The sequence below is a fragment of the Rhizobacter terrae genome (assembly GCF_003852895.1).
Taxonomy (GTDB): Bacteria; Pseudomonadota; Gammaproteobacteria; order Burkholderiales; family Burkholderiaceae_C; genus Albitalea; species Albitalea terrae.
In genome coordinates, this window is the sequence record NZ_QUSW01000006.1 from 266,613 (window position 1) to 279,002 (window position 12,390).

At 67.8% G+C, this 12,390-nt stretch carries 19 protein-coding genes; 14 read left to right on the forward strand and 5 right to left on the reverse strand.

All coding sequences use genetic code 11. The features are described from left to right. Window positions 1-129 precede the first annotated feature (129 nt). Window positions 130-318, reverse strand: a complete 189-nt coding sequence (locus DZC73_RS21245; protein WP_124542381.1) for a DUF3606 domain-containing protein — start codon at window positions 316-318, stop codon at window positions 130-132. Window positions 319-549: 231 nt separating this feature from the next. Here DZC73_RS21245 and DZC73_RS21250 point away from each other — a divergent pair, with 231 nt between their 5' ends. The 6 genes from DZC73_RS21250 (at window position 550) to DZC73_RS21275 (ending at window position 4,229) form a co-directional block, all read left to right on the forward strand. Further along, complete coding sequence (locus DZC73_RS21250) at window positions 550-939, forward strand: hypothetical protein (protein WP_124542382.1); 390 nt, start codon at window positions 550-552, stop codon at window positions 937-939. A 61-nt stretch (window positions 940-1,000) separates the two neighbouring features. Beyond that, window positions 1,001-1,591 carry a cysteine hydrolase family protein gene (locus DZC73_RS21255; RefSeq protein WP_124542383.1) on the forward strand — a complete coding sequence of 197 codons (591 nt, stop codon included), beginning with the start codon at window positions 1,001-1,003 and terminating at the stop codon, window positions 1,589-1,591. A 187-nt stretch (window positions 1,592-1,778) separates the two neighbouring features. Next, on the forward strand, window positions 1,779-2,165 hold the full coding sequence (locus DZC73_RS21260) for a response regulator (protein ID WP_124542384.1): 387 nt from the start codon (window positions 1,779-1,781) through the stop codon (window positions 2,163-2,165). Window positions 2,166-2,320: 155 nt separating this feature from the next. Then, window positions 2,321-2,860, forward strand: coding sequence for a hemerythrin domain-containing protein (locus tag DZC73_RS21265; protein WP_124542385.1), 540 nt, complete (start codon window positions 2,321-2,323; stop codon window positions 2,858-2,860). Between the two features lie 268 nt (window positions 2,861-3,128). Continuing rightward, complete coding sequence (locus DZC73_RS21270; protein ID WP_328589529.1) at window positions 3,129-3,587, forward strand: M48 family metalloprotease; 459 nt, start codon at window positions 3,129-3,131, stop codon at window positions 3,585-3,587. Between the two features lie 63 nt (window positions 3,588-3,650). Further along, window positions 3,651-4,229: a DUF4142 domain-containing protein gene (locus DZC73_RS21275; protein ID WP_124542387.1), complete on the forward strand. Its 579-nt coding sequence runs from the start codon at window positions 3,651-3,653 to the stop codon at window positions 4,227-4,229. An 8-nt stretch (window positions 4,230-4,237) separates the two neighbouring features. Here the strand turns inward: DZC73_RS21275 and DZC73_RS21280 are convergent, their stop codons facing one another. From DZC73_RS21280 to DZC73_RS21295, 4 genes are all read right to left on the reverse strand, one after another. After that, window positions 4,238-4,420, reverse strand: a complete 183-nt coding sequence (locus tag DZC73_RS21280) for a hypothetical protein (RefSeq protein ID WP_124542388.1) — start codon at window positions 4,418-4,420, stop codon at window positions 4,238-4,240. A gap of 14 nt (window positions 4,421-4,434) precedes the next feature. Then, complete coding sequence (locus tag DZC73_RS21285) at window positions 4,435-5,448, reverse strand: DNA topoisomerase IB (protein WP_124542389.1); 1,014 nt, start codon at window positions 5,446-5,448, stop codon at window positions 4,435-4,437. A gap of 10 nt (window positions 5,449-5,458) precedes the next feature. Then, the gene (locus DZC73_RS21290; RefSeq protein WP_124542390.1) at window positions 5,459-6,157 is read right to left on the reverse strand and encodes a DUF4142 domain-containing protein; all 699 of its coding nucleotides are present in this window, start codon (window positions 6,155-6,157) and stop codon (window positions 5,459-5,461) included. 103 nt (window positions 6,158-6,260) lie between these two features. Beyond that, on the reverse strand, window positions 6,261-6,719 hold the full coding sequence (locus tag DZC73_RS21295) for a ferritin-like domain-containing protein (protein ID WP_124542391.1): 459 nt from the start codon (window positions 6,717-6,719) through the stop codon (window positions 6,261-6,263). Between the two features lie 120 nt (window positions 6,720-6,839). On the opposite strand from DZC73_RS21295, the gene DZC73_RS21300 reads away from it, so the two are divergent. The 8 genes from DZC73_RS21300 (at window position 6,840) to DZC73_RS21335 (ending at window position 12,381) form a co-directional block, all read left to right on the forward strand. Next, window positions 6,840-8,057, forward strand: coding sequence for a glycosyltransferase (locus tag DZC73_RS21300; RefSeq protein ID WP_124542392.1), 1,218 nt, complete (start codon window positions 6,840-6,842; stop codon window positions 8,055-8,057). Next, window positions 8,054-8,875, forward strand: a complete 822-nt coding sequence (locus DZC73_RS21305; RefSeq protein WP_124542393.1) for a DUF2334 domain-containing protein — start codon at window positions 8,054-8,056, stop codon at window positions 8,873-8,875. The genes DZC73_RS21300 and DZC73_RS21305 overlap by 4 nt, the downstream gene beginning before the upstream one ends. A gap of 67 nt (window positions 8,876-8,942) precedes the next feature. Next, window positions 8,943-9,266 (forward strand): ArsR/SmtB family transcription factor, encoded by a 324-nt coding sequence (locus DZC73_RS21310; protein ID WP_124542394.1) that lies wholly within the window; start codon window positions 8,943-8,945, stop codon window positions 9,264-9,266. 10 nt (window positions 9,267-9,276) lie between these two features. Next, window positions 9,277-9,759 carry an ArsI/CadI family heavy metal resistance metalloenzyme gene (locus tag DZC73_RS21315; RefSeq protein WP_124542395.1) on the forward strand — a complete coding sequence of 161 codons (483 nt, stop codon included), beginning with the start codon at window positions 9,277-9,279 and terminating at the stop codon, window positions 9,757-9,759. An 11-nt stretch (window positions 9,760-9,770) separates the two neighbouring features. Next, window positions 9,771-10,643, forward strand: a complete 873-nt coding sequence (locus DZC73_RS21320) for a sterol desaturase family protein (protein ID WP_124542396.1) — start codon at window positions 9,771-9,773, stop codon at window positions 10,641-10,643. A 14-nt stretch (window positions 10,644-10,657) separates the two neighbouring features. Further along, on the forward strand, window positions 10,658-11,152 hold the full coding sequence (locus DZC73_RS21325) for an arsenate reductase ArsC (RefSeq protein WP_124542397.1): 495 nt from the start codon (window positions 10,658-10,660) through the stop codon (window positions 11,150-11,152). Between the two features lie 10 nt (window positions 11,153-11,162). Further along, entirely contained in the window at window positions 11,163-11,876 is a 714-nt protein-coding gene (locus DZC73_RS21330; protein WP_124542398.1) for an aquaporin, read from the forward strand. After that, window positions 11,848-12,381, forward strand: coding sequence for an arsinothricin resistance N-acetyltransferase ArsN1 family B (locus DZC73_RS21335; RefSeq protein WP_124542399.1), 534 nt, complete (start codon window positions 11,848-11,850; stop codon window positions 12,379-12,381). The genes DZC73_RS21330 and DZC73_RS21335 overlap by 29 nt, the downstream gene beginning before the upstream one ends. Window positions 12,382-12,390: the final 9 nt, after the last annotated feature.

The window sequence follows — 12,390 nt, forward strand, 5'->3', positions numbered from 1 at the left end:
CTTTTTCTAGAAATGAATGGACGGATGGGATTCCGGGGCGGGAATGTACCTGTTCGATGAGACGGTTCGAAGCGAGTGCGATTGATTCTCGAAATGGGGGTGATTGGAATCGCCAAGGCCCGTGCCAGGCTATCGCCGCTGCACGGACTTGAGATGGGCCTCCACATCCTTGGCATTCGGGCCCACGGCCTTCACTGCCTCGCGCAATTGATCCGCGGACACGCCGAACTTCTTCGACCAGTCCCGCACCTCGTAGTCCTGGCTGGTGTTGATGCGTGTGCGATCCTGTCCACCGCTCTTGTCCTTGTCGTCTGCCATGTCAGTCTCCTGAGTCAACGAAGTCCTCGTGTGGCGGCAAACCCCATGCCCAAGACGTCCATCTTTGGTGCTCGGACGGCCCATGCCGCTGCACCTTCGCCGAGCGCTGCACCAACGCCGGGCACCACGCTTGCTCTCACCAGCTTGTCCAGCCCATCGCGTGCACCGCACGAATGCAAGCAAGACGAGACCGCTCGTCCAGAGCGGACCCCCTACTCAGCAGGAGTTGACATGGCAAACAGCAATCAAGGCAGCACCGGCCAAAATCTGGGCAACCAATCGCAGTCCAACAAGCCCTCGCAGGATCAGCAGAGCGAAGGTGGCAAGGCCAGCGGCTCGCAAAGCCAGCGCGGGCAGCAAGGCCAGCAGGGCCAGCAAAGTGGCAACCAGACCGGCCAAGGCAGCCAGGAACGTGGCAAGGCTTCGCAGCAAGGCTCGAACACGCAAAGCCCCGACCGCACGCAAAATGAAGACGAGCGCGGCAGCGCCAACGATGACGAAGATTCGGAACCCGGATCGCAACGTTCATCGCGCAGCGGCTCGCAGGGCGAGCGTGACATGCAAAGCGGAAGTTCCAGCCCCGGCCAGGGCAAGAACGACCGGGGCGAAGGCAGCCGCTGAGCCGGTAGGCTTCGTGCCTTGAAGCCGAAGGGCGACGCCATGGGCGCCGCCCTTTTCACACATGGCCCCCACCGCACACCGCTCCGTGGCCGGGCCGCGTCGCGCGAGCCCGGATGCCCTGCTGGTGCTGGACATGATCAGTTGCTGGGACTTCCCCGATGCCGGGCATCTGCTGCCGCACGCCTTGCATGTCACGCCTCGCATTGCACGCCTGTGCACCCGGGCGCGTGAGCACGCGGTGCCGGTCATCTACGGCAACGACAACCGCGGCCAGTGGCGGTCGGACTTCCGCCAGCTCGTGGCGCAAAGCCTCGAAGGCTCTGACGCCGCACGCACCATCACGCACGCGCTGATGCCTTCCAACGAAGACTACTTCGTGCTCAAGCCCCAGCACTCGGCCTTCTACGCCACACCCTTGCAGTTGCTGCTCGAAACCCTGGGTGTGCGCCGCCTCGTGATCACCGGCGTGGCCACCGACCAGTGCGTGCTCCACACCGCGATGGATGCGCGTATGAGAGGGCTGGATGTCACCGTTCCGTCGGATACCTGCGCCACACAGGACGCAGCCCGGCAGCAGCGGGCGCTGCGGCAGTTCACCGACGCCCTGCAGGTGGCCACGCCCTTGAGCGCGGCCTTCCGCTGGGCACGCTGATTCCGCGTGACGAACCGTTCGGTTCGGACTGCGCACGCCCACACCCCGCCAATCGCACGTCCACAACCGTCTGGGCACATTGATTGCCGGTTGTCGGCGATTTGCCCTTTCACACCAGCCTTGCCCCATTGCTGGAGGGACGCATGCCTCCGTATGATCCGGACACAAGCGTCGACAGGGAGAACACATGACGCAACGACCCCGGCGGATCCTGCTCGTTGATGACGACACCGCCAACCTCGAGATCCTCGGCGACCTTCTCAGGGCCGAGGGCTACAACGTCGTGTGCGCCCGAAACGGCGCCGAGGCATTCGCGTGCCTTCGCACCGCGCAGCCCGATGCGGTCATGCTCGACTACGTCATGCCCACGATGGACGGCGGCACCATGTGCGCCCGCCTGCGTGAGGAGGAAGCGACGCGGCACATCGCCATCCTGATGACCAGCGGCCTGCCCGAAGAGGTGGTGAAGCCGCGTTGCCAGCTCTACGACGCCTTCCTGCAGAAGCCCTACGACGTCGGCGACGTGCTCAGGACGCTGGACCGACTGATGGTGAGCAAGCCCGTCCACGCCTGAAAGTGCCGACGCAAGCTTTGCCGAAGCTTGCAAATTTTGACTTTGCGAAACCGGCAATTCCTGGCCTGACCCCCTTGGCGGCCGGGCATTCCGGTTGCTGAGGTGTTTCGCGAACCCTCACAAATCGTTCGCACAAGCAGTCCCACAAGCAGTCCATGAGCAACAAGATTGTTGATTCCCTGGCCGAGAGCCACCGCGCCCTCGGCGGTCTGGCAGATCAGCTGCGGCGCACTGTCCGGCCGGAGGACGCTTCCCGCCTCTTCCGGCAGTTCGCGCTCGCCCTGGGCGGCCACCTGGGCATGATGAACAAGGTGGTCTACCCCAGCCTGCAGAACCAGGACCCGGACCAGCGAGAGGCCCAGGCCGCGTTGATGCTCGGACACACCCGGCTGGCCCAATCACTGGCAGACCTGCTCACGCTCAAGCCCGACAGCAGCGCCTTTGCCGACTCGCTGCGTGACCTGCTGGAGGCCAGCTGCGAAACCATCGCGCGTGAAGAAGAGGTGCTGTTCCCCATGCTGGGCACGCTGGACGACTCGCAGGTTCTCGCCATGACCCTGGACGCAGACACCTACCTCGCCCCCTTGGCCGAGCCCGAACCCGACCCGGCGGACGTGAAGTTTTCCTCGGATTGGCTGGAAGAAGCGCGCCTGTTGCTCGGCACCTTGCCCACGGCCACCGCCCCCTCGGCTTGAGCGCACTCGAATGACTTGAATTGGGGCCTTCCGCCCCCTTTCGTCGCGGCTTTGAAAATCCCTGCTCCCGCCACAGTGATGTCTCCACCAGAGACACGCTTGCGGGGGCCGTATCAAGACCATCGCCACTCTGGCGGCGCTTCTGATCGCCGCCACTGCACATGCCAATCCGCTGGTCGACAAGCTCGTCGACCAGCTGGAAGCCAGCCCGTCCGCCTGCGGGCCGATCCCGGCCAGCCACCCCAAGCGCCAGACCATCGAGGCCGACATCGAGCGCGTCACCCGCCAGGTGCCGCTGCCGCCGGGCGTGCACTTCGAGGTGCTGGACTGCCCGGTCGACGGCTTCGTGCACAAGGGCCGCACCATCGTCATCAGCGCCCGCCTGGCCCGCATGAGCCCGGCGCAGCGCTTCTTCATCATCGCCCACGAGCTGGGGCACCTGAAGCTGCAGCACCACGCGGCCATCCTCAGCTTTGTGTCGCGAGCCGTCAGTTCCTCGCCGGACGAGAGCGGCGCGCGCGCCCTCATCGCCTCGGGGCTGGCCGCCATCTCCCACCAGGCGGAGCTGGATGCGGATGCCTTCGCGGTCCGCGCCATGCTCGACGCCGGGCTCGATGCCGATGAAGCCGCGCGCATCTTCGACGGCATGGGCGAAGGCTCGGACAACGGCACGCATCCGTCGCCGGGGCGCCGCGCCCGGGCCATCCGCAGCGCCGCGCTGAACTGACGCCGCGTGCGGCACGCCGGTTGCCGCATCACGAGGATCACGGGCTTCCCCTGGAGGACTGCCATGCACCTTCGTGTCCTGAGCCTGGCCCTGGCCCTCGCCTCGCTGGTATCAGCCAGTACCGCGCTGGCCCAGGCCAGTGCCCCATCCGCGGCCTCGGCACCGCTCAACAAGGCCGACGCCACCTTCCTCAAGCAGGCCGCCGAGGCTGGCCTCGCCGAAGTCGAAGCCGGCAAGCTGGCCACCAGCAAGGGCGTCAACACGCAGGTGAAAGGTTTCGCGCAGCAGATGAGCGACGACCACACCCGCTTGCATGCCGAGCTGCGAGCGCTGGCCAGTTCCAAGGGCGTGCGCCTGCCCATCGAACCTTCGCTCGGGCAGCGGGCGAAGATCAAGCTCCTGTCAGCGGCCGATGGCGGCAGCTTCGACCGCAAGTACGCCGCATCGCTCGGTGTGAAGACCCACGAGGACGCGCTCAGGCTGTTCCAGAAAGCGGCCAACAAGGCCGCCGATCCGCAAGTGAAGGACTTCGCCTTGAAGGCCGTGCCGCAGCTTCAGCACCACCTGGAAATGGCGATCGAACTCAAGGGCGTGGTGGACAAGGAAGGCAACGTCAAGGCGCCTGGCGACAAGAAGCAGTGACCCGCCGATCAGGCCGGGTGGTCCAGCCCCGGCGGCAGGTGGTTGAAGGCTTCATCGCCGGCATCCTCCACGGCGGCGCCCGGGTCTTCTTCCCCGGCCACCGATTCGCGGGCCGGGTCCACCGGCCCCGGTGCCGGATGTTTCTCAGGCGGCTTCGGCACCGTGGCCGGAGCTGGAGGTGTCTGGTTCATCGCGGCTCTCCTGTTCAGTCCAGTCGCTGGAGGAAATCGAGAAGCTCTGCCTCGGCCTTCGCCAACCCGGCGCGCGGCTTGATCGCCGGCGCATCGGCAGCCCCGAAGCCCGTCCATTCAAGCACACGCGGGTGCACATAGGCCTTGCGGCACACCGCCACGGTGTTGCCCAGGCGTTGCGCCACCTCGGCCAGCACCTCCTTGTCGGAGCGTCGCTCGCCGTCCGCGGCGTCCGGCTTGATGAGCGACAGCGCCAGCGCCGTCGCATGCCAGGTGCGGAAATCCTTGGCGCTGAACCCGTCGCCGGCCGCTTCGCGCAGGTACTCGTTCACATCGGCCGAGCCGACGCAGCGTGCCTGCCCTGCTTCGTCCACGTACTCGAACAGCTCCTGCCCCGGCATCGCCTGGCAGCGCCGCACGATGCGCGCCACCCGCGGGTCGTCCACCGACACGTCGTGCACCTTGCCGTGCTTGCCCCTGAAGCGAAGGCGCAGCGAGTTGCCCTTGACGTTGGCATGCCGGTTGCGCAGCGTGGTCAGGCCGTAGGAGCCGTTGGTGCGGGCGTACTCGTCGTTGCCGATGCGCACGAGTGTGGTGTCCAGCAGGCGCACCAGCGCGGCCAGCACCGACTCGCGCGACGGCTGCTCGCCCACGTGGCGCTGGAGGTCGCGCTGCACGCGCCGGCGCAGCTTGGGCAGGGCACGGCCGAAGTCCAGCATGCGCGCGAACTTGTCGGCGTCACGCGCCATGCGCCATTCGGGGTGGTAGCGGTACTGCTTGCGTCCGCGGGCGTCGCGGCCGGTGGCTTGCAGGTGGCCGTTGGGCCGCGTGCAGATCCACACGTCGGTGTAGGCCGGCGGAATGGCAAGCCGGCGGATGCGATCGAGCTGGACCTTGTCGCGCAGCAGGCGGCCGTCCGGGGTGCGGTAGACGAAGGCATCGCCGCGGCGGCTGCGCGATATGCCCGGTGCCTCGTCGTTCACGTACACCAACCCCGGCGGCGCCTGGGCTGCCTCGCTGCTTGCCAAGGCCGAAGCGTCAGCCCTTGGCCGGCAGCTTCTCGGCTGCGGCCAGGTGCTTCTTCAGCGTGGGCAGTGCGCTCGTGGCGAAGTCCTTCACATCAGGGCTTTGCGCGGAACTGCTGGCCTTCTCGAACGCGGCGATGTCGTGGTGATGGTCCTTCACGCCCACCATCTTGATGAACTGCTTGTCGAAGTTCGCGCCTGACAGCTTGGCCAGCTGGTCGATCTCCTTCTTCTTGTCGTCGGGCAGCGAGGCCGGCAGCGCCACGTTGTGCCCGGTGGCGATCTGGCGCAGCTTGTCGTTGGCGGCACTGTGGTCGTCCACCAGCATCTGCGCGAAGTTCTTGACGCCCGGATCGGTGGCCTTCTCCGCGGCAAGCTTGCCGATCTCGACCTCGAACATGCCACCAGCCGCTGCTTCGGTGACGAACTGCTGGTCCGCCGGCTGCAGCGGCGCGGTGGAGCCGGTGCCGCTGGTGTTGGCCGCGTTGCCCATGTCGGGCGCGGTGGACGGCGATGCAGCACTGGGATTCGTGGGGGACGACGCCGTGCCTGCCGTGTCCGCCGATGCCGTGGTCGTCGAGGTGCTCGACGGCGTGTCCGCCGCCGTGCTGCCGGTCGGGGTGTTGCCGCCACGATGGCAGGCACTGAGCGCCAGCACCGCCGCGACGGCGATCAGGGACAGGTTCGCTTTGCGGATGGTCGTGTCGATCATGCGTGCTCCTTGAGGATCGAGAGATGGAAATGGAGCGCCGGCACGAGCGGCCGGCGCGGCTGACGTAAACGCTGCTAGAAGCTTCTACAAGCAGCGCGGGCCATCAGTTGCCGGCGCTGGCACGGGCGTGGTCGCGCAGGCTCTTGATCTGGTCGTGATTGCGCTGCACGCCCAGCTGCTGACGCTGCACCAGCGCGAGCAACTGCTCGGGCAGATCTTCCTTCAGCGCCTTGCGGTAGCGGGCCAGGGCCGCGTCTTCACCGCGCTCGCATTCATCGAGCATGGCCTGGTCGGTGAAGCCCACCAGCGAGCCGCGCACCGCCACCCAGCCGCGATGCAGTGCGCCGGAGGCGCTGCCGCCATGGTCCGGCTTGCCGCCGTATTGCACGACGTAGGGCTCGAGTTCGGCCGCTGCCGTCTTGCACTCGGCCGCGCGCTGGAGGAACAGCGTGCTCAACTCCGCCGAGGTCGCATGCTTGGCGCAGGCGCCGAAGCCGTACTCGCCGTCCTTGCAGGTCTCGATCAGGTCGTTCAGGGTGTCGACGATGTCGTCATTGGACATGGTGGGTTTCCTTTCGATGTGGTGTCGCGCATCCGGCTGGTGCCCTGCGTGCCTGTCGTACCCGGCAGGCGGCGTGCCCGATTCAGGGGCAGCGGGAACGCCGATTGCCCTGGGAGCGGCATGAGCTCCCCCGTCTCACTCCAAGCCAATGCGCGAGGCGACAGCGCGCAGCATCCCGCACCACACCTCGTGGACGCGACCATGTTCTGGAGCGCGAGCAGCGGGGGCGTGCGGCGCTACCTGCAGGCCAAGCATGGCTGGCTCACGCGCCACACCGGCTGGAAGCACACCATCGCCGCGCCGGTGGCCGACCAGCCCGACATGGTCGAGCTGCCCGCAGTGACGCTGCCCGGTTCGGGCGGATACAAACTGCCGGTGAAGCGGCGCGCACTGGCCACGACGCTGCAGTCGCTGGAACCCGATCTCATCGAGGCGGGCGACCCCTACCGCCTCGCCTGGGCAGCACTCGACGCGGCGCATGCCCGGCACATCCCGGCCGTGGCCTGCTGCCACTCCAACCTCGAACTGCTCGCCGCGTCCTTCGTCGGGCCGCGCCTGGCGGGCACCGCGATGCGCGCCGCGCGGCGCTACGTGCGACGCGTGTACCGGCATTTCGACCTCGTGCTCGCGCCCAGCGAGATCATGAAGCTGCACCTGCTGGATGCCGGCGTGGACCGCGTCGTCTGCCAGCCGCTGGGCGTGGACACGCAGACCTTCCACCCGGCCCGGTCCAGCCCGATGTGGCGCAACCAGCTGGGCCTGCCGCCGGCCACCCGCCTGCTCGTCTATGCCGGCCGCTTCGCGCCGGAGAAGAACCTGCACGTGCTGGCCGAGGCCGTGCAGCGCCTGGGCGCGCCGTACATGCTGCTGGCCATCGGCGCAGGGCCGACGCCTCCGTCGGGCGAACGCGTGATCGTTCGCCCCTTCGAGACCGACCCGATGCTGCTGGCGCGCACCATCGCCAGCTGCGATGTCTTCGTGCATGCCGGCGACCAGGAGACCTTCGGCCTGTCCGTGCTGGAGGCCATGGCCTGCGGCACGCCGGTGGTGGCCCGCGCCGCCGAAGGCCTGACCGAGCTGGTGGACGACAGCGTCGGTGCCGCCGTGGCCGATGGCCGGCCCGAGAGCTTCGCCAACGCCATCTCCACCCTCTTCCTGCACGACCGCGGCGGCCCCTCGCGGCGTGCGCGCGAACGCGCCGAGGCCTACGACTGGAACCAGATGCTGCCGCTGCTGCTGATGCGCTACCGCCAGTTGCTGCGCGGCGGCCCACGCCCGCGGGACACGGGCGCCGATTCGGTGACGCCTACCACCCTGCCCATGAGCCTGTGGCAATGAAGCGCGCGCTGTGCGTGGTGCTTCATGACGTGGCCAATGCCACGCTGGGGCAGTGCGAGCGCGCCATCGATGCCATCCACGAGGTGGCGCCCGTTCCGCTCACGCTGCTGGCGGTGCCGCGCTACCACTGCGAGCCCAGCTCACAGGCCTTCGGCTGGTGGCTGCGCGAGCGCTTCTGGGCCGGCGACGAGATCGCGCTGCACGGCTACACCCACCTGGACGACGGCACGCCGCGCAACTTCGTCGACCGCATCAAGCGCCGGCACTACACCCGCGGCGAAGGCGAGTTCTGCGACCTGCCGCTGCCCGAGGCCATGCGCCGCCTCACGGCCGGCGTGCACTGGTTCCATCGGCAGCGCCTGCCGCTGCGCGGCTTCGTCGCGCCGGCGTGGCTGCTGAGCGAAGGCACCTGGGAGGCACTGCGCTGGATCGAGCTGAGCTACACCTGCACGCTGCGCCAACTGGTGCTGCTGCCCGAGCGGCGCGCCGTCACCAGCCAGAGCCTCGTCTACAGCACGGCCACCGCCTGGCGGCGGCAGGCATCACGCGGATGGAACGCCGCTGTGGCGGCGACGCTGCGAAGCAATCCGCTGCTGCGGCTGGAACTGCATCCGCACGACGTGGAGCATGCGGACATCCGGAGGTCCTGGCAGGGCTTGCTGGAGCGGCACCTGGCCGACCGTCACGCACTCACCTTGTCGTCGGTGGCGGACCAGTTCCGCGCCGAGACCGATTGGGACTCGCTGGGCAGCGGGATGGACCTGGAAGCCGCTGATCGCCGCGTGGCCCTGGAAGCGCACCCAGGCTCAAGGCACTGAAATTTCAACGGTTGCCATTGGTGCAACGGCCCTTGCTTTACTTCCATATTTCGAATATTCTTTAAATATGGAAGAGAAAGACGTTGTCCGCGCCCTCGCCGCCCTGGCCCATCCCAACCGCCTGCAGGTGTTCAGGGCCCTGGTGGTCGCCGGCCCGCAAGGCATGACCCCGGGTGTCATGTCCGAGGGATCCGGCATCGCAGCGGCCACGCTGTCCTTCCACCTCAAGGAACTGATGAACGCCGGCCTGGTGACCCAGGAGCGCCAGAGTCGCAACCTGGTCTACCGCGCGTCCTTCGAGCAGGTGACCGCGCTGCTGGGCTACCTCACCGAGAACTGCTGCCAGGGTGCGTCCTGCGTTCCTGCCGCCACCACGTCCTGCCAATGCTGAGGAGATCACGATGAAGCGATTCCACGTCCATGTCCACGTCGAAGACCTCGCCCAGAGCGTCAACTTCTACTCCAGGCTGTTCGCCGCCGAGCCCACTCGGCTGGAGGGCGACTACGCCAAGTGGATGCTCGACGACCCGCGCATCAACTTCGCCATCTCCACGCGCGGCGGGAAGCCGGGTGTCGATCACCTGGGCTTCCAGACCGACAACGCCGAGGAACTCGACGAATTGAAGACGCGCGCCCAGGCCGCCGACATGGCCGTCTTTGACTCAGGCGCCACCACCTGCTGCTATGCCCGCAGCGAGAAGCACTGGGTGACCGATCCGCAGGGCGTGGCGTGGGAGCACTTCCATACGCTGGCCGACATCCCCGTGTTCAGCGAGAAGGCACCGCAGGCACAGGCGCAGACCTCCTGCTGCACGCCGACGACCCGCGGCAAGCCGGTCGGCATTCCCGTCGCGGGCGAAAAGACCACCAACTCCTGCTGCTAGGAGACCTGGCCTTGAAGCAATTCATGACCCGCCAGCTGTACCTGCTGGCGGTCGGCGGAAGCCTGGCTGCCTTCTGGATGGCCAGGAGCCTGGGGTGGCCGGTGGCCCCCATCGTCCTGGGCTGGAGCGTGCTGGTCCTCGCCACCGGCGCGCTGCTGGAGCGCATCGCGCCGTTTGATCCTCGCTGGGTTCGCTCAGGCCCGGACACCACCACCGACCTCACCAGCGCCGCAGTGGTCATCGGCCTGGTCGATCCGGCGGTGAAGGCCGCGATGCCGGTGCTGGCCGCCACCTGGTTCGGCGCAAGCCCCGGCGCCGACTGGCCGGCGGCAACCTGGCCTTTTGTCGCCCAGGCTGCGTTGGCCGTGCTGTGGATCGAGTTCGCGAAGTATGGGTCGCACCGTGCGCACCACGAGGTGCGCAGCCTGTGGTGGCTGCATGCGATGCACCACGGCAGCGAACGCTTGTACTGGCTCAACAACTTCCGTTTCCATCCCGTCAATCACCTCATCAACACATTCGCGGCGATGTTCCCGCTGATTACGCTCGGCGCGCCGCAGGACGTGCTGCTGGCCGCGGTGGCGTTCACGCAGCCGGTGCTGATGCTGCAGCACCTGAACGTCGACACCCGCAATGGCTGGCTGAACCGCGTGCTCAACACCAATGAGCTGCACCGCTGGCACCATTCGGCCGAACCCCGGGAGGCGAACTCCAACTACGGCAGCGCCCTCGTGCTGTGGGACCGCGTCTTCGGCACCTATCGTCCGCAGCCGGGCCGTCCGTCACGCATCGGGCTTTTCGGCAATGGCCATGGCTACCCGGCGCAAGCCTCCTACCTGCAGCAGTTGCTGTCTTCCCTGACCCCGGCGTGCTGCCGCGCCTGACCCGAGACCTGTCCATGACCACGAACGTGTTGATCCTGTGCACCCACAACTCGGCTCGCAGCGTGCTGAGCGAGGGCATGCTGAACCACCTGGCCGCCAGGCTTGGCAAGGACGTGCGCGCCTACAGTGCCGGCAGCGCGCCCAGCGGCCGGCTGAATCCCTTCGCGCTCGAGGTGCTCGGCAACGCCGGCATCGACGTGAGCGGCTATCGCAGCAAAAGCTGGGACGAGTTCATCCAGCCCGGCGCGCCCGAGATGCGCATCGTGATCACCGTGTGCGACAACGCGGCGGCCGAGCAGTGTCCGTACTGGCCCGGCAGCCCGGTCAAGGTGCACTGGGGCTATCCGGACCCATCCAACGCCCCCGGTGGTGAGGATGCCCGGCGGACTGCCTTCGAGCTGACCCGCCAGGCCATCGGCTACCGGATGCTGCAGCTGCTCGCATTGCCGCTGGAATCCATGGGCAGCGCCGAGCTGCAGCAGGCGCTGGACCACATCGTCCGCAGCTGAGGCCGCCACCATGGACCTGTCCCGCAAGCTCGCCGCCGAAGCGCTGGGCACCGCACTGCTGCTGGCCACCGTGATCGGCTCGGGCATCATGGCCGAGCGCCTGGCCGGAGGAAACGTGGCCGTCGCACTGCTGGCCAACACCCTGGCCACGGTCGGTGGGCTGTATGTGTTGATCGAGGTGTTCGGCCCGATCAGCGGCGCCCACTTCAACCCCGCCGTCAGCGCCGCAATGACCTGGCGAGGCGCGTTGCCGAAGGCCTCGTTCCTGGCCTATGCAGCGGCGCAGTTGCTGGGTGCCGCAGCAGGTGCATGGCTGGCGCACGCGATGTTCGACCTGCCGGTGCTGCAGCTGTCTGCCAAGGTCCGGTCCGGCACGGGCCAATGGATCGCCGAAGCGGTCGCCACCGCGGGGCTGCTGCTGGTGATCCTGCGTGCGCCCGCCGCCCGCGTGGCCGCCATGGTGGCGAGCTACATTGGCGCGGCCTACTGGTTCACCGCCTCCACCTCGTTCGCCAATCCGGCCGCCGTCTTCGGCCGCATGCTCAGCGACAGCTTCGCCGGCATTGCGCCGGCAAGTGCACCCGGATTCATGCTGGCCGAGTTGGCAGGGGCAGCGATCGGCCTGGCCGTGCACGCCGCCTTCGAACCGCGGCGTCATACTGATGGCCACCCCCATGCAACGCTGCCTGCACATCATGACCCTGCGAGTCGCCAACCCCGATGACGCCGCTGCCATCGCAGCCATCTACGCCCCCATCGTCGCCAACACCACGATCTCGTTCGAGCTGGAGCCTCCCACCGTCGACGAGATGCGCACGCGGATCCGCAACACGCTGCAGCATCTTCCCTGGCTGGTCAGCCTGGACGCCGCTGGTGCAGTCAACGGCTACGTCTACGCCGGCAAGCACCGCGAGCGGGCGGCCTACCAGTGGTCGGTCGACACCACCGCCTACGTGCGGGAGGACGCCCGCGGCCAGGGCGTGGGCCGCCGGCTGTACCAGGCGCTCTTCGACGCGCTGGCAGACCTCGGCTATTTCCAGGCCTTCGCCGGCATTGCGCTTCCGAACGCCGCCAGCGTCGGCCTGCATGAAGCCATGGGGTTCGAACCGCTGGGCGTCTATCGACAGGTGGGCTACAAGCTGGGCAGCTGGCGCGACGTCGGCTGGTGGCAGAAGGTGCTGCAAGCGCCCGTGGCCGACCCGCCGCCGCCGCGATCGTTCAAGGCTTGAGCACCTGGC

Bases quoted from the DNA above. Each gene is read 5' to 3' on its own strand.
- DZC73_RS21300 (WP_124542392.1), top strand. From the start codon at position 6,840: ATGAGCTCCCCCGTCTCACTCCAAGCCAATGCGCGAGGCGACAGCGCG.
- DZC73_RS21260 (WP_124542384.1), top strand. From the start codon at position 1,779: ATGACGCAACGACCCCGGCGGATCCTGCTCGTTGATGACGACACCGCC.
- DZC73_RS21295 (WP_124542391.1), bottom strand. From the start codon at position 6,719: ATGTCCAATGACGACATCGTCGACACCCTGAACGACCTGATCGAGACC.
- DZC73_RS21330 (WP_124542398.1), top strand. From the start codon at position 11,163: ATGGACCTGTCCCGCAAGCTCGCCGCCGAAGCGCTGGGCACCGCACTG.
- DZC73_RS21265 (WP_124542385.1), top strand. From the start codon at position 2,321: ATGAGCAACAAGATTGTTGATTCCCTGGCCGAGAGCCACCGCGCCCTC.
- DZC73_RS21250 (WP_124542382.1), top strand. From the start codon at position 550: ATGGCAAACAGCAATCAAGGCAGCACCGGCCAAAATCTGGGCAACCAA.
- DZC73_RS21315 (WP_124542395.1), top strand. From the start codon at position 9,277: ATGAAGCGATTCCACGTCCATGTCCACGTCGAAGACCTCGCCCAGAGC.
- DZC73_RS21335 (WP_124542399.1), top strand. From the start codon at position 11,848: ATGACCCTGCGAGTCGCCAACCCCGATGACGCCGCTGCCATCGCAGCC.
- DZC73_RS21310 (WP_124542394.1), top strand. From the start codon at position 8,943: ATGGAAGAGAAAGACGTTGTCCGCGCCCTCGCCGCCCTGGCCCATCCC.
- DZC73_RS21325 (WP_124542397.1), top strand. From the start codon at position 10,658: ATGACCACGAACGTGTTGATCCTGTGCACCCACAACTCGGCTCGCAGC.
- DZC73_RS21245 (WP_124542381.1), bottom strand. From the start codon at position 318: ATGGCAGACGACAAGGACAAGAGCGGTGGACAGGATCGCACACGCATC.
- DZC73_RS21275 (WP_124542387.1), top strand. From the start codon at position 3,651: ATGCACCTTCGTGTCCTGAGCCTGGCCCTGGCCCTCGCCTCGCTGGTA.
- DZC73_RS21280 (WP_124542388.1), bottom strand. From the start codon at position 4,420: ATGAACCAGACACCTCCAGCTCCGGCCACGGTGCCGAAGCCGCCTGAG.
- DZC73_RS21255 (WP_124542383.1), top strand. From the start codon at position 1,001: ATGGCCCCCACCGCACACCGCTCCGTGGCCGGGCCGCGTCGCGCGAGC.
- DZC73_RS21305 (WP_124542393.1), top strand. From the start codon at position 8,054: ATGAAGCGCGCGCTGTGCGTGGTGCTTCATGACGTGGCCAATGCCACG.
- DZC73_RS21290 (WP_124542390.1), bottom strand. From the start codon at position 6,157: ATGATCGACACGACCATCCGCAAAGCGAACCTGTCCCTGATCGCCGTC.